This is a genomic window from Sphingobium sp. WCS2017Hpa-17, assembly GCF_031843765.1.
In the GTDB taxonomy this organism is placed as follows: Bacteria; Pseudomonadota; Alphaproteobacteria; order Sphingomonadales; family Sphingomonadaceae; genus Sphingobium.
The window spans coordinates 24355-39237 of the sequence record NZ_JAVTIV010000017.1 but is presented as its reverse complement, the minus strand read 5'-3'; the positions used below and the strand labels follow the sequence as shown (position 1 = coordinate 39237).

Sequence of the window (14883 nt, the reverse complement as noted above, 5' to 3'; positions counted from 1 at the left end):
TTAATCCTCGTGGCTCGCTTCGCCCTTGCCGATCTCGGCCTTGAGCGTGAAACTTCCGGTGGTGGCGATCTGTTCGTTGCCGGTCAGGCCCGACCGGACGATCACCGTGTCGCCCGACGCATCGCCGAGCTGGACCGGGGTCGCCTTGAAGCCGGTGGGCGTGCGCACGAACACGACCGACTTGCCCTCGAAACTCTGGACCGCCGTCGTCGGCACGCGGACCGCCCCGCTCCCGCCGCTGCCCGTGAGCTGCACGGCTGCCGTCACAGGCTCGCCGACCCGCCATTCGCCACCGCGATTGTCGAGGGTGGCGAGCGCAGGCACGAGCCGCGTCTGCGGATCAAGCGCCGGCGACACGAAGGTCACGCGGGCGGTCGCCTGACGGCCTGCCGCCTTCACCAGCACCGTATTGCCGGGACGCACCCGGCCCGCATCCTCGGGCTTGAGATTAAGCGCGATCGACACCTGGCTCAGGTTGGCGATGCGATAGAGTTCGGCATCCGCCGCGACCGTTTGTCCCAGCGTCACGGGGCGCGCAATGATCTGGCCCGAGATCGGCGCGGCAATGCCGAGCCGGTTGAGCCCGCCGCCGCCGACACCCGCCGCCGAAACCATGCTCTGCGCCTGCGTCAGGGCGATCCGCGCCTCCGTCGCCGCTGTGCGGGCGGCGATCAGATCCTGTTCAGGGGAGACTCTCTGCGCGAACAGCCGCTGTTCGCGCGCGAGGTTCGAATTAGCGAGCTGAAGCCGCGCCCGCGCCGCCTCGACCTCGCCCTTGATCTGCGCCGCCTCGCGGCTTTCGATGACCGCAATGGTCTGGCCGCGTCCGACCGATTGGCCGAGGTTACGGGTGAGCGCGACCACGCGTCCCGCAATTGCGGCCGAGACGACCTGCGTTCCCTGTGGGTCGCCCTCGATGATCGCGGGCAGCTCGATCGTCCCGGCCCCGCCGATGATCGGCCGTCCGACCTGGACGCCCGCTGTGGCGATCTGGTCGGCACCCAATGTGACGACGCCTTCACCGGCATGACCGCCTTCAGCACCGCCCTTTTCCGTGCCCGCTGCCGTCTCATTGGCAGCTGCGCCTTCGGCAGTTGCCTCGTTTCCGCCATCCTTGCCGCCGCAGGCAGCCAAGAGCAGGGCGAGCGACGCCGCGCCCGCGAGATAAAAGCTCTTCATCACTGATTCCCCCCATTGGGCGCACGAGCGGTCAGTCGCTCCACTTGCGCGCGGGCATTCTGGTAATTGGCAAGCGCGTCGATCGCGGCGACCCGCGTTTCGGCGAGCGTGCGTTCAGCATCGAGCAATTCGAGCTGGCCGAACTTGCCCTCGCGATAGCCGATCCGCGCGATGCGGGCGGCCTCCTGTGCAGCCGCCAGCGCCGGCCCCGACGCCGCACGAGCCGTCGTTGCGGCATTGGCCGCCTGCGCCTGCGCGTCCGTGATCGCCTGTTCGATGTCGAGCGCGGTCACGCGGCGCTGCGCATCCGCCTGGGTCCGCTGCGCGGTCGCCTGCGCAATCGCGGCGCGACCATTGTTGAACACCGGGATCGGGATCGACACGCTGAACACCGCCGCCATGTCGTTGGTCGCTTCCAGGCGGCGGATCGACGGCCCGACGTTCAGGTCAGGCACGCGATTGGCGCGCGCGAGCCGCACGCCGGCTTCGGCAATGGAGAAATCCGCGTTGGCTGCCGCCAGCGCGAGTGTGCCGGTCGTGTTGACCGGTGCCAACGGCCCATAGACGTTCACATCGGGAAGGCGATCGAGCAGCGTGTCATCGAGCAGGCCGTCGATCGGCCGTCCGATCCGACGCGCCAGATTGGCGCGGGCCGCCTCGGCCAAGCGAAGCTGCCGCTCCACATTGGCGTCGGCATTGATACGCGCGACATCCGCGCGCTGTTGCTCGAGTGGCGATGCCCGCCCTGCCTGCACGCGAACGCTCGCGGCCCGCAGCGCATCGCTGGCGATCCGGGCCTGATCGCGGGCTGTCATTACCCGGCGATCGGCCGCGACCGCTTCGACATAGAGCTGCGTTACCTGAAGCCGGACATCCGCCGCGATGATCGCGGCCTGGATCTCGGCCCGGGACAATTGCGCATTGGCGACCGCGACGCGGGCGCCGCGCTTGCCGCCTAGCTCGATCGGGATCGCAAAGCCGACCGTGGTTTCCGCGCTGCGGACCCCCCGATACGGCCCGGAGCCGATGACATTCTCGACTTGGCCTTGAACCACCGGATTGGGCCGCAAGCCGGCGACTGTGCGACCTGCACGGGCCGCGTCGATTCCAGCTGTCGCCGCTTCCGCAGCAGGGGCCGAACCGCCCGCTGCACTGACCGCTTGGTCAAGCGTGTAGACCGGCGCATCCTGCGCAACAGGCGCGGACGGTCCGACCTGCGCCTGCGCCATCGTGGCGCAAGACGCTGCGGCCAGCATGGCCGCGAGGATACGATTCATGAAAATAGGACTCCTGACGATGATCGACAGGGGCGCGCCAACGCACGCCCAAATCGGACGTCAGGCTTGGGGGGGCCTCAAATGGACCATGCCGGTGCGGCCGTCGAGCGACGCAGAGGCGGAGATTGTCGGCTTGGGCACTGTGAGGACGGGGGTATATTCCATCGTCGTGCGCGCAGGCGCGCCGACGTCGTGTCCGTGACAATAATTGTGATGATGCGGGACATTCTTGTCCGAGTCCGATGGCACCTGATCGATGTCACCGGCGGTATGGACCGTGAACTCAACGCCCGCGATGCTTCCCCCCGCCAGATCGGCGGCATGGGCCATGCCGGAGAAGCTGGTCAGGACCAGCATCAGGCATGTCAGGAAAGGCAAAAAGGCTCGCACTAGCTTGCCTCTATCACGGAAGGGTTTTCATGTCATTGCACTAATTCGAACCAAGGGTCACTGAGCCGGAACCCGAGCGGGATCGGTCGCGCCCGTTCCAGGCGAACCCGACCGCAATGGCGACCGCCATCAGGAGTTGCGCCAGCACCGATTGCCAAGTGGGAAACACGCCGAGCATCGACAGCCGTGGCACGTCCGCGAGCGGTGCGATGTTGATAAGGCCGGCTTCCTGGAGCGCGGCGACGCCTTTACCCGCCAGCACGACGGTCAGGACCGCCATGAGCCAGGAGCTATAGCGGAAGAACTGCGCGATCGGCAGCTTGCGACTGTAGCGAAGCATGGCCCAAGCGATCAGGCTGAGCAGTCCAATCGCCGACCCGGCCCCCGCGAGAAGCATCCCGTTGTCACCTTGCGCCGAAAGCGCGGCATAGAACAGGATCGTCTCGAAGACCTCGCGATAAACTACGACGAACGCCAGCCCGAACAGGAACCAGCCCGACCCGCCCGAGAGCGCCCGCGACATCTTCTCGCGAATATAGCGCTGCCACTGATCGGCCTGCGCCTTGCCGTGCATCCAAATCCCGACCGAGAGCAGCACGACCGCGGCGAACAGCGAGCCAAACCCTTCCGTCAGCTCCCGGCTCGCACCGCTGATCCCGATCGCATAGGTGGCGACCGCCCAGGTGATCCCGCCCGCGATGATCGCGCTGACCCAGCCGCCATGCACGTACCGCAGCGCCTCGCCGCGCTCGGCTTTACGCAGGAACGCGATCATGGCGACAACGATGAGCAGGGCTTCGAGCCCTTCACGCAGCAGGATCGTGAACGCGCCCAGGAACGTGGACGCTTCGGTGGCGGCATCAGGCGCGAGCGCCGCTTCCGCATCGTCGAAAAGGCCGCCCAGTACTGCGACCTTCTCCGCGAGATCATCGGGCGACGCGCCCCGGTCGATCGAGGCGCGGAACTCCCCCATCGCGCCCTCGATTCGACCCATCAGCGTCGCGTCGCGCGCGGTGAGTGTTGGCTCGATCGGCTCGAACCCATCGAGATAGGCCGACAGCGCCAGCTCTTTCGCCATGCGCGCATCGCCGCGCCGCGCAGCCGCCACGCTTTCGGCGAGTTTGGCGCGGGCGACCGCGAGCGAGCCGGGAGCCTGTTGTATCACCTGTTCGGGATGACGACGCAGGAACGCGAGCACTGGGTCAGCCTTGGCGTCGCCGATCGCCGCGCCGAGCGCGGCCGGGGTGAGCGCGACCAGGGTTTTCAGGTCCGGAATGCGCCGGCGAAGGGTCGGGTCGGATTTCCAAAGCCGCTCGCCTTCGCGCGCCTGCGCATCCGTGAAGGCGAAGCTCCCGGCTCGGAATGCTAACGCCCAGCGCTGATCGTTGGGCAGATCGGCGAAGCTCTGCATCGCGGTCCCGTCGATGCCTTGCGTCACCACCTGATAGAGCGCGAACACGCTGCGCTGGCGCGCGCGCTCGGCATCGGTGAAAGCAATCGGGGGCGTAGCGAGCTTGGCGGCGTCAGGGCCACGGCCGTTGCCCGTCATCCCGTGGCAGGACGCGCAGGATTGTCGGAACAGTGCATCGCTGGAGACGAGGTTCGGAGCCTTATCGGGCGCGAGCGGCACCGGGTAGGCGCGCAACAGATCGGCCGCGAGCCCGTGCGCCAATGTTGCCACCTGTTCAGTCGGTCCCTTTTCCGCGATCACCGCCTGGAGGTTGGCAGCCCGCTGGATGAGGGCTTGACGCTCCGGCTTCGCCCGCAGGCCCTGAAGCCGTGTCGAGACCGACGCGGCGAACTCCGTCATCTCGGCATATTCCGACGTGCTCTTGATCCGACCGTTGGCGACCGCGCCGCCATAATCGACGGCCATATAGTCGAGCAGCCGCCATGCGGTTTGCACGTCGCCGGGTTCGGCGATTGCCGCAGCAGGGATCAGCAGCGCCGCGAGCGCGGAGAGCAGCCGCAACGAGAGCATTGCCCGGATCAACGCGAGCAGACGCACTACCGCTCTCCCAATTCGCGCCGAGCGCCAGTGACGATTTCATAAGCGGAGTGGAGGAACAGGAGGGCGATGAGGCCGGCGACGGCGAGGTCCGGCCAGGCGCTTCCTGTCCACGCCACCAGACCGGCCGCGGCGATCACCGCCACGTTGGCGAGCGCGTCGTTGCGGCTGAACAGCCAGATCGCGCGAACATTGGCGTCCCCTTCCCGGAAACGCGCAAGCACCAAGGCGGACACGACATTGATCGCGAGCGCGACAACGCCGATTGTGCCCATCAGTTCGGCATCGGGCGCGGTTGCGTTCAGGGCGCGCCAAATCGCGAAACCGATTACGCCCACGCCAAGCGCACCGAGAAACAACCCCTGCGTCAGCGCGACCTTTGCCCTCGCCCGTGCGGACCAGGCAAGCGCGAGAAGACCGATAAGGCTGATCGACCCGTCCCCGAGAAAATCGAGGGAATCCGCTTTCAGCGCTTGGCTATCGGCGATGAACCCGCCGAACAGCTCGGCGACTCCGAAGCCGAGGTTGAGCACCACGACGGTCAGCAGCGCACGGCGATAGGCCGGATCGGTTTGCGCGCGCGCGGGCTCCCCGTGGCACCCGCAGCTTTCGGTAGAAGCATTCATGCGGCCTTCCTTACCACCTCCAGTCGCTGTAGAAGCAAGCGAAATGTGCGACACGTTCGCATAAGCAAGGATGGCATGATGAAGCCGGTGATGATTGGGCAGCTCGCCAGCGAGACCTCGACGAAGGTGACGACGATCCGCTTTTATGAGTCGATCGGGTTGCTCCGATCCGCCCCTCGCACGGCGTCGGGTCGCAGAACCTACGATGCCAGTGACATTGAGCGTTTGCACTTCATCCGCAACGGTCGCCGGCTTGGCTTCTCCGTCGACGAGATCCGTTCGTTGATGGGGCTGGCGCAGAACCCGGACCAGGATTGTGGTGCCGCCTCAGCTATCGCTGCTCAGCACCTCAAGGATGTGGAGGAGAGACTGGCGCAACTCGCGGTGTTGCGGGATGAGTTGGCAATGCTCAGCCAGAGCTGCACCAAGGCGCGCATGGCCGATTGTCGGATCATGAAGGCGATCGGCAAAGGCCACCCTCAAGCCGATCAATAATAATCGGCCAGCCTGAGCTCGCGCACATCACCCGAGGCCATCGTCAGCTTTACGAGGGTGCCAGCAGGCCGGGAGCGCACTTGCCAGAGCTCCCCACGCGTATAGTTCGCATCGATCGAATGGCCGTTCACCGCCACGATCCGGTCGCCGACCGCCCAGCCAGCCTTTTCCGCGGGACTGTTCGCCGCCACATGAACAACGGTGAGCGCCGTTGGTGAGGCTGCGAGGCCAAGGCCGCTACGGTCCTTCAGCATCGGCAGGCGACGACGAGGACCGAGTGGCCGGAGCCACACGAATCCGGCGGTCACGTCGAACACCACGTCGAATTGAGCGATCAGCGGTAGGCCGACATTGCCAACCGTGCTGGTGGAGAGCCAAGCTCTCATCCCGAGTGTGGGGACGTTCGAGACGCCAAGCCCTTCGATGTTGATGTTCTGGATCGTGAAAGCATCGTTGATACGCACACCATCGACGCCGCCGATCGCCGCGGTCGAGACGAGCTTCCCGTTCAACAGCCCTTGATCGCGGGCATAGGCCGACGAGAGCATCAGCGCGGCCGAGCTGCCAAGATCGATCATCAAGGGCACGGGAGGCAAACCCGAGACGGAAGCTCGAATGAACAGCTCCTGCTTGGCACCGCGCCCGAGCGCGACAGCGCGCCAGTCGGGACCGGCGAGAAACGTGCCTGACTTGACGACCGCCATACGCCTTTTCGCGAAATCGAGCGCGATGCAGCTACCCGTGAACATATCGGCACCGAGGAGGATATCGATCGGTCGTCCGAAGGCCGCCGACACTGAACTCAGATCACCAACGACGGCAAAGGGTAAGCGACGGGTTTCGCGGGCGAGCTGTACGTCGATGTCGCGGACCAGCAGCACCGGGGCCTTGGCGCTCAGCCCGCTAATCATGCGCCGCTCACCATCGTTCAAGCCGAGCTTCGCCGCGAGCGCCGTGCTCATGATCGACGCGCCGCTGCCACTGTCGAGCACCGCCCGCACCGGCACTCCGCGCACTTGTGCCGAAACAAGGAGGGTATCACCCGTGCCGACTTCCAGCGGCTCCCATTCGAGGTGAGCCGCACCGAAGTTCCACGAGCCCGCAGACCGGGAAGTCTGTCGCGCGAGCGTTGGAGAACCGAGCACCAAGCCGGTTCCACAGGCCACCAGCCGCGCCACTAATGAGCGTCGAGACATACCGATTGCTTCAACACGGGCCGTCAAAAAGCCACCTCCAGCCCCCCGTCCGCAGGAGAGCAAATTGCGGTTACATGCTCCAGCCACTGGAGGAGCAAGTGCTTTTGGTGCGCCCGAAAATCCTCAGAAGCGCTTGGAGAACTTTAGATGAAGGATGGTGCAGACCGCTTAGATGCCTTCCCGATAACGAACGGTTCCGGGGGACGCTGGGCCGATCGGGACCGCGAACGGTGTAAACGCTCGCGCTAAGTGGCGGCATTCTGATCGCGCTATTTGTCGGCGAGCGTCGCTACGCGGCTACCGGCTTGGTCTCGGCCGATCGCACATAGGCGTAGAGTTTTGGCTTGGAGATGCCGAGCATCGAGCAAATCTTGGCGATCGGCATCGTGTTCTCGTGGTAGAGCCTGACGGGCAGGTCGCGCTTGTCCTTGCCGAGTGCGGCCGGCCGGCCACCCTTCTTGCCGCGAGCGCGGGCTGCGGTGAGACCGGCCTGGGTCCGCTCGCGGATCAGGTTGCGCTCGAACTCCGCCAATGCCCCGAACAGGTGGAAGGTAAGCTTGCCCGACGTGGTGGTCGTGTCGATCGCCTCGTGCAGGCTCAGCAGCCCGACCTTTTCCTCGTCGAGGTAGGTCATCCATCCGATCAGATCACGGAGCGAGCGGCCGAGCCTGTCGAGGCGCCAGACCACCAGTGTGTCGCCGGCGCGAAGCAGCTCCTTCACCTTTTCCAATCCAGGGCGAGCGGCAGTCGCCCCGGAGGCCTTGTCGGTGATGACCTTCTCGCAGCCGGCAGCCTTCAGCGCATCACGCTGGAGGTCCAGGTTCTGCTCGGCGGTCGATACGCGGGCGTAACCGATTTTCATGCGTAGGGCCGGTGGCGCCCCGATCGGGCGCGGTTTGGGAAGAAAGTCGTCATCGGCAGGTCTATGTTGCCCTAGTTTTCTTTACCGGGTAGATTTACGTCGAACAGGCCGGTTTGGCAACGCGAGCGGACTCGCATGGCGATGGGCAGGCAAATCTCCGTTTTCCTTACCTGCGACACGGACCGTCGGCGGTGACGCATCCGGCGCTTGTCCCGCCGCTGGCGATCGAGCGCTACCGCGTCCTTGAACCGCACCTCGCCGATGGCATCCCGCTCGCGGACCTCGCCCGCACCGGCACGCTGAGCGAGCGGACGTTGCAGCGCTGGCTCGGGCGCTACCGTGCCGAAGGACTTGCCGGTCTCGCGCGTCTGCCGCGCAACGATCGGGGCAGGCTGCACCTGCCGGAACATCTGGTCGAACTGACCCGCACTCTCGCCACCAAGCGCCCGCGACCCCCGGTCGCCGCCATTCACCGAAAGGTGCAGGAACTCGCCATCGCGCATGGACACCGAACCCCCAGCTATGCGGCCGTCGCGCGTGTCGTCAGGGCGATACCGGCAAGCCAGATCGCCGCAGCCTCCGATCCGGCCGTCTACCGCGACCAGCACGAGCTAGTGCATCGGCGCGAAGCCGCGACCTCGAACGAGATGTGGCAGGCCGATCATACCGTTCTCGACATTCTCGTGCTCGATGATGCCGGAACCCCGGTGCGTCCTTGGCTGACCGTCATCGTTGACGATCACAGCCGAGCCATCGCCGGTTACTTCCTCAGCCTCGATGCCCCCAGTGCCCTCAACACGGCGCTCGCCTTGCGGCAGGCGATCTGGCGCAAGCCCAATCCCGAATGGATCGTCAGCGGCATTCCCGAACAGCTTTACGTCGACAACGGCTCGGATTTCATCTCCGAGCATATCGAGCAGGCGTGCATCGCCCTCAAAATCCGCCTCATCCATTCGCTGCCGGGGCGTCCTCGCGGGCGCGGCAAGATCGAGCGGCTGTTCCGCACCATCAACGACATGTTCCTGCCCGACCTGCCCGGCCACCTGATCGCGGGCAAGCCGCTGTCGGCGCCAGTGCTCACGCTCGACGAGCTGCGCGCCCGCTTCGAGGCGTTCGTGTGCGGCGTCTATCATCGTCGCCCGCATGGCAGCACCGGCGAACCGCCGATCACGCGCTGGCAGAAGGGCGGGTTCCTGCCCGCAATGCCCGACAGCCTTGAACAGCTCGACATGCTGCTCGTGCACGTGCCCAAGCCCCGTAAAGTGCTGCGCGACGGCATCCGTCTGATGGGCAGGCGCTATGTCGAACCCACGCTCGCGGCCTTCGTCGGCGAGCAGGTCGAGGCGGTCTATGACCCCCGCGACCTGACCGAGATCCACGTCTACCACCAGGGCCGGTTCGTCTGCCGTGCGCTCAGCTCCGAGCACGCTGGGCACCCGTCGTTGCGCGCGATCCAGCGCGCCCGGCGCGGCGCGAAGGAGCGCGACAAGCAGGTGCCTGCCCCCACGGAGACCTTCGATGGCGACCAAGAGGATACGGCTTCCCGGCCCACCACCTACCGAGGGCTCCGGCTCTACGCCGCTGACGATTGAGTTCCTGGTCGAGCAGCCGTTCCTGGCGACCCGCGACCATGCCCGGTTCGTCGAGTTTGCCGAAGCCTGCGCGCACTACCGCTATATCGGCGTGTGTCATGGCCGGCCGGGCGTCGGAAAGACGCGATCGGCGCGCGAGTTTTCCAGCTTCCCCGACCTGGGGGAATATGCCGCGCTCCGTCCCATTGCCGCGCTCCTTGGCGAAAAGGTCGCTCGCTGCCGCGCCGTCTTCTACACCGTGTCGGTCAGCAACACGCCCAAGACGATCGACGCGGTGTTGGGCCTCAACCTCATTAAGCTGGGCTATGCCCGGCTGACGGTCGCGGGCGGCTCGCAGGACGAAATCACCCATGACGCCGCCCGCATCGCCTGCCCCCTCGTCATCGTCGACGAGGCCGACCGCCTGACCATAAAGTCGCTCGAACATCTCCGCGACATGGCCGATCGCCACGGCTTCGGGCTGATCCTGATGGGTATGCCGGGCTTGGAGAAGCGCCTCGCCCGCTATGCCCAGCTCTACTCGCGGATCGGCTTCGTCCACGAGTTCAAACCGCTTACCGAGACCGAAATGCGGCTGCTGCTCGCGACCCACGCCGGCGATTTCGGGATCAGCTTCGACCCGGCCCAACTCGACGCGATCGAAGCGCAGGCAGCCGTGATCCGCATCACGCGCGGCAACTTCCGGCTCATGGAGCGCCTGTTCGCGCAGATGCGGCGGATCATGACCCTCAACCGCGTCGAGGAGGTCACCGCTGACATCGTTCAGGCCGCGCGCGATTGCCTCGTCATCGGACCCGGCAACTGACAAATAGCGCGATCAGAACGCCGCCATTTAGCGCGAGCGTTTACACAGGATAAGATCCATACCGTTTCCGGAACCACTTTCTTGTTTCCTCTTCGAAATTGGACTGTGCTGATGAGTTTGAGCGATGGTGGCTTCGCTCATACACTACGCGCTACCAGGCCCCTGCCCGTTTCTTAGGCTTAACGTTGTAGCTCAAGACCCCGGGGGCTCAGCCTCCCTTCTCCGGTTCTTGCCGCTGCGCAAATCCCTCGATCTACCTGCCGCCGTCGTGTGGTCGCACGGCATCATCCAAAGACCTATTTAGGCCGTCATGACTAGCCAATCTTCGCCATAAGGCGCCCCGCCGCCCCCTGCTCTGCCGCGAGATTGCGATTATAAGCGAGCGGCATCCGCGGCGACTTCCACCGCAGCGCGTCCATGATGCCGGCCAAATCCTCCCCGCTGGCGAACAGGTCCTGATTGAGCCCGATCCGCGTCGAGTGCGCACTGATCCCCTTCAGCAACCGCGCCAGATCGTCCGCCGTCAAATCGGGCAGCGCGCCACGGTCGAACGCGCGGCCGATGATCGACCGAAAGATTGGTCCGATCGAGCCCGGGTGCAGCGCCACGGTGCCGATGTCATATTCGACGCGCGCCTTCACCGCCGGCTTGGACAGCGTCTTGCGCAGATCCCACGTCTCCCGGCCCGAGATGCTGTCGATCGGCCGACCGCGCACGGCTGCCCGCGCCTTGTAGCGCCGCACCTGCACCCGCCGGAACAGCGGCCCTGTCGTGATCCCCGCCGCTTCGGTCCACGCCGCGATCGCCGCGACGGTGCGCGGGCTGAGGTAGGCGGTCGCCCCCTCCCCGTCTTGATCGCCCTTATGACGCAGAATCTGCAGCAGCCGCGCTTCGGGATCGATCGCCTCCTCAATATGCTCAATGGCGACCGCCACCAGTTCGGAGGCGCGCAGCCCGGTGTCATAAGCGGCCGATAGCAGCGCCCGATCACGCAGCCCCGGCAGATCCTCGCCACAACTCTCGAGCAGCGCGCGGATGTTGAGCCCCCGCGCCTTGTCGCGCTCGACGTCGCGCACCGGGCCCTTGAACCGCAGCGGCCGCGCCTGCTTCTGCGCAGCCCCCTTCTCGCGGCGCACCGTCTGGAGCCGCAGCTTCACCAGCGGCGCCGGCGTCGGATCCTTGAGCTCGAGCAGCTGGTGGATCTTGGCGATCGACGCCTTGTAGCGGGATAGCGAGGCCGGCCGGCTCCCCTTCCCGGCCCGCGCGTCGAGATAATCGGCCACGGTCTCGGGCGTGGCCGGCAGCGCGATCCGGTTGTTGCGCCTACACCACGCATCGAACGCCTCGACGTCGGACTTGAGCGCACGGATGCTATGGGGCGATGAAGCGGCCTGATAGGCGGCGATCAGGCCCTCGTTGACGGTGATGCGCTCGCCGGCGCGCATCTGCACGATCGTCCACGCAAGGTCGGCCGGCGCCCTGACGGCCGGCAGGACAGCCTCAGGCGGCGCTACGGGGATTTCTGGCCCTTCCCGGGCGGTTTCGGTGCTCACGACGCGCCTCGCTCCTCAGCCGCGCTTGTAGCCCACCTTATAAAGAACGGTCAAATCTGCTTATGTGATAACTGCAATTATCACATGTTCGTTCACCAACCACCTGAGTAGTTGTGCAGTGTTTTGGCATTCACTACACATCCGGCATGGAGCGCTTCCATCCCCTCGCCGCCGACACCGACGTCCCACCCGAGGAGCTCGCCCTCGCGCAAGGCGAATGCGCGCTGGCGCTCGGCCGGCTCGACGGGCTCCTCGCCAGCCTCACGGATATCGAAAAACGGCTGTTCTGCGTAGGGCTGCTGCGGGAGGTGTTGCTTTCATCCCTGGCGCAAGCGGGATTTGCGGACGCCGAACACCGGTTCAACGCCTGGTTCGCCGGGCTCGACCGCGGCCCCCAAGAGACACCCCTCACCGGCTGCTCCGCCTATGCCGTGGTCCGCGCCCTGCTCGGCGAACTCAGCCGTCATCCGTGGGAACCGCTCGCCGATGCCGCGCAGACCATCGCTCTGGCCGCTCGCTTCGGGGCCGACCGCCCGATGCAAGCCGAAGACGCGCTGGCGGAGGAAGCGATCGGCAGGGCGATCACGCTAATGAAACAGGCCGGCGCGGATGACGAGACCCCCCTGCCCTTCGCGGGTCTGGCCCGCCTGCACGCGCTGCTGCGCGCCGATCCGCGGTTCGCGCCGCTGGAGCGCGCGGTGCAAATCCGTTCGTTTGGGAACCGCGCGGTGGCGATCGAGCAGGCCGCCCCGCGCACCCCGCTCTGGGCGGTCGATGCCGCGCTGGGGCGGCTGCTGACCGCGTCCGGCGCGTGGGCCCGCGCCCTCCCCTGCCCCGGCGCGGTGACGGCGCAAACGCTGCAGCCGCAGCTCTGGCCGGGCGAACGCGCCATGCTGGCGGCCCGCAGCCTCCAGCGCAGCGTGACCCGGCTTGCCGAGCTGGTCGCGCAAGCGCCGCGGCGCGCAGCGCTGATGCGCGAGCAGTTGGGGCACCTGCGCTCGAGCGCGCGGGCACCGCAGGTGTGGATCCTGCTCGCTGGTTTTGCGCCACTCGGGCTCGATCAGATCACCTGGGCGTTCGGGATCAGTCGGCGCGGCACCTATGCGATCGGCGACGCCCTTGTGGCGGCGCGCATGGCACGGCGGGAGACGGTCAAGGGGAAGGTCCTGCTGGTCGCCGAAGAACCGGGAAGGGATTGGCAGCCGGCGTCTTTGGACCAGGCTACCGCCCTCCCCCATGCGGCTCTTGCCGAGTTCGACGCGGCGATGGGCGAGATCGACCGGCTGCTCGCCGGCAGTTCTGGCCATCCCTGACGCGGCCTCGCGCGCGTTAGGCGTGTATGAAAACTGATCTCTTCTTGACGTTATGTACAGATATCATACATAGACAGAGAAAGAAGGAGATGGCCAATGGCCACAACTGCCCATTCCGGCGTCCCCGCCAAAGCGCCCAGCCGCAAGGATCTGAGCGGTCCGGCGCTGCGCACCTTTTTCCGCATTGCCGACGCCTGGGACCTCAAGGAAGCCGAGCAGATGAAGCTTCTCGGGCTCGACAGCCGCTCGACCTTCCAGACCTGGAAGCGCGGCGCGGTCGCGGCGATTCCCAAGGATGCGCTGGAGCGCATCTCCTATGTCATGGGGATCTACAAGGGGCTGAAGATGCTCCTGCCCCGTACCGCCAACGAATGGGTACGCAAACCCAATGAGGCGCCGCTGTTCGCCGGACGCCCGGCGATCGAGCGGATGGCCTCGGGCAATGTCGCCGATCTCTACGTGGTGCGTCAATATATCGACGCGCAGCGCGGCTGATGGATGCCATTGCGACGACGCAAGTGCGGTGGCAACCGTGCTACCGGATCGTCGCAAGCCGGTTCCCGCCCATATCGCTGTTTGAGGATGTCGCGGATCCGGCCGACCTGGAAGCGGTCTATGCGATCGAGGCGATGACCAACGACCGGCTTCGCGACGAGGTCGGGGACCTCGCCCTCGTCCCACCGGAGGACCGCGTATCGGGACCCGGAACATCGGCGATCATGGCAGCGTTCACCCACCTAAATCCCGATGGCAGCCGGTTCTGTGACGGCAGTTTCGGGCTGTTCTACGCTGCCAGCACCATCGAGACTGCGGTTGCCGAGACGCGCCATCACCGAACCCGCTTCATGGCGTACACCCACGAACCGGCGCAGGAACTCGACATGCGCGTCTACGCGGTCGACCTGGACGCCATGCTCCACGATATTCGCGGCCTGCGCGATGAACGCCCTGCCCTCTACGCCCCGGACAGCTATGCCGCCGGCCAGGCGCTTGGCCGGCACCTGCGTGAGCAAGGTTCGGATGGCATCGTGTACCAAAGCGTGCGCGACGCCGACGGCGAGTGCGCCGCGGTGTTCCGCCCTCGCCTACTCGCCAACAGCCGACAGGAGCGGCACCTGTGCTACGTTTGGGATGGCCGGGCGATTGTCACCGTCTACGAGAAGAAGACATTCGCCTAAAGGTCCTGCGGACAAGCTAACCTTTCGGCCTTGAGTGACGCCTGTCAGGAATAGACCCCGGCAGCCATACGATCGAGATCTTCCATGACGATATCGATATCGCCATTCGCAACCAATTCCGCGGCCGTTTTCCCAACTCCAGAAATGGGTTGATGCTTGAACCAGATAACCGCCTTGCCTTCTTCGCCTGCAAGTTCTGCCGCTCGCGTTATAACTCGGGCTATTTCCTCCAGTTTAATCTGCACGGTCGGGGCGGAGGGATACAGAGTCATGGCCTTAGGATCCAGGCGAGCAACGCGAGCCAAATGCGCCATGGAGAAGCGCAGGCGCTCCGCCAGACGACGGGGCGAGATGATCTCATTCTCGCGAATGTCATCCTGGAAGGCTGCAGTCATAGGGCAGTCCATAT

The 14883-nt window shown here is 65.8% G+C and carries 15 protein-coding genes; 6 read left to right on the top strand and 9 right to left on the bottom strand.

What is annotated here, in order from left to right; genetic code table 11:
* The 5 genes from RQH62_RS18845 to RQH62_RS18825 all read right to left on the bottom strand — a co-directional run bounded on the left by RQH62_RS18845 (position 1) and on the right by RQH62_RS18825 (position 5480).
* Positions 1-1179, bottom strand: coding sequence for an efflux RND transporter periplasmic adaptor subunit (locus RQH62_RS18845; protein WP_004212877.1), 1179 nt, complete (start codon positions 1177-1179; stop codon positions 1-3).
* Complete coding sequence (locus tag RQH62_RS18840) at positions 1179-2456, bottom strand: TolC family protein (RefSeq protein ID WP_013039111.1); 1278 nt, start codon at positions 2454-2456, stop codon at positions 1179-1181. Before RQH62_RS18840 ends, RQH62_RS18845 begins: the two co-directional genes overlap by 1 nt.
* 60 nt (positions 2457-2516) lie before the next feature.
* A complete protein-coding gene (locus RQH62_RS18835; RefSeq protein WP_007406840.1) occupies positions 2517-2813 on the bottom strand; it encodes a hypothetical protein in 297 nt (98 codons plus the stop codon).
* 73 nt (positions 2814-2886) lie between these two features.
* Complete coding sequence (locus RQH62_RS18830) at positions 2887-4854, bottom strand: cytochrome c/FTR1 family iron permease (protein WP_311270230.1); 1968 nt, start codon at positions 4852-4854, stop codon at positions 2887-2889.
* On the bottom strand, positions 4854-5480 hold the full coding sequence (locus RQH62_RS18825) for a cation transporter (protein ID WP_004212870.1): 627 nt from the start codon (positions 5478-5480) through the stop codon (positions 4854-4856). The genes RQH62_RS18830 and RQH62_RS18825 overlap by 1 nt, the downstream gene beginning before the upstream one ends.
* 75 nt (positions 5481-5555) lie before the next feature.
* Between RQH62_RS18825 and RQH62_RS18820 the strand changes: the two genes are divergently transcribed.
* Positions 5556-5975 (top strand): helix-turn-helix domain-containing protein, encoded by a 420-nt coding sequence (locus tag RQH62_RS18820; protein WP_007406847.1) that lies wholly within the window; start codon positions 5556-5558, stop codon positions 5973-5975.
* On the opposite strand, the gene RQH62_RS18815 is transcribed toward RQH62_RS18820, so the two are convergent.
* Entirely contained in the window at positions 5969-7171 is a 1203-nt protein-coding gene (locus RQH62_RS18815) for an aspartyl protease family protein (RefSeq protein ID WP_013039112.1), read from the bottom strand. The genes RQH62_RS18820 and RQH62_RS18815 overlap by 7 nt on opposite strands.
* Positions 7172-7460: 289 nt before the next feature.
* Positions 7461-8033 (bottom strand): recombinase family protein, encoded by a 573-nt coding sequence (locus tag RQH62_RS18810; protein ID WP_009824027.1) that lies wholly within the window; start codon positions 8031-8033, stop codon positions 7461-7463.
* Positions 8034-8224: 191 nt separating this feature from the next.
* On the opposite strand from RQH62_RS18810, the gene RQH62_RS18805 reads away from it, so the two are divergent.
* Together RQH62_RS18805 and RQH62_RS18800 are read left to right on the top strand one after the other, a co-directional pair.
* Complete coding sequence (locus tag RQH62_RS18805) at positions 8225-9625, top strand: Mu transposase C-terminal domain-containing protein (protein WP_004212864.1); 1401 nt, start codon at positions 8225-8227, stop codon at positions 9623-9625.
* Positions 9552-10430, top strand: coding sequence for an AAA family ATPase (locus tag RQH62_RS18800; RefSeq protein ID WP_086491602.1), 879 nt, complete (start codon positions 9552-9554; stop codon positions 10428-10430). The genes RQH62_RS18805 and RQH62_RS18800 overlap by 74 nt, the downstream gene beginning before the upstream one ends.
* Positions 10431-10744: 314 nt before the next feature.
* Here the strand turns inward: RQH62_RS18800 and RQH62_RS18795 are convergent, their stop codons facing one another.
* Positions 10745-11983 carry a site-specific integrase gene (locus tag RQH62_RS18795; RefSeq protein ID WP_013039113.1) on the bottom strand — a complete coding sequence of 413 codons (1239 nt, stop codon included), beginning with the start codon at positions 11981-11983 and terminating at the stop codon, positions 10745-10747.
* A 146-nt stretch (positions 11984-12129) separates the two neighbouring features.
* Between RQH62_RS18795 and RQH62_RS18790 the strand changes: the two genes are divergently transcribed.
* The 3 genes from RQH62_RS18790 to RQH62_RS18780 all read left to right on the top strand — a co-directional run bounded on the left by RQH62_RS18790 (position 12130) and on the right by RQH62_RS18780 (position 14474).
* Positions 12130-13296 carry a hypothetical protein gene (locus RQH62_RS18790; protein ID WP_066970043.1) on the top strand — a complete coding sequence of 389 codons (1167 nt, stop codon included), beginning with the start codon at positions 12130-12132 and terminating at the stop codon, positions 13294-13296.
* A 96-nt stretch (positions 13297-13392) separates the two neighbouring features.
* On the top strand, positions 13393-13791 hold the full coding sequence (locus RQH62_RS18785; protein WP_007686501.1) for an antitoxin Xre-like helix-turn-helix domain-containing protein: 399 nt from the start codon (positions 13393-13395) through the stop codon (positions 13789-13791).
* On the top strand, positions 13791-14474 hold the full coding sequence (locus tag RQH62_RS18780) for an RES family NAD+ phosphorylase (protein ID WP_013041559.1): 684 nt from the start codon (positions 13791-13793) through the stop codon (positions 14472-14474). The genes RQH62_RS18785 and RQH62_RS18780 overlap by 1 nt, the downstream gene beginning before the upstream one ends.
* A 44-nt stretch (positions 14475-14518) precedes the next feature.
* Here RQH62_RS18780 and RQH62_RS18775 read toward each other — a convergent pair whose 3' ends face one another.
* Complete coding sequence (locus RQH62_RS18775; RefSeq protein ID WP_007688086.1) at positions 14519-14869, bottom strand: hypothetical protein; 351 nt, start codon at positions 14867-14869, stop codon at positions 14519-14521.
* Positions 14870-14883 lie beyond the last annotated feature (14 nt).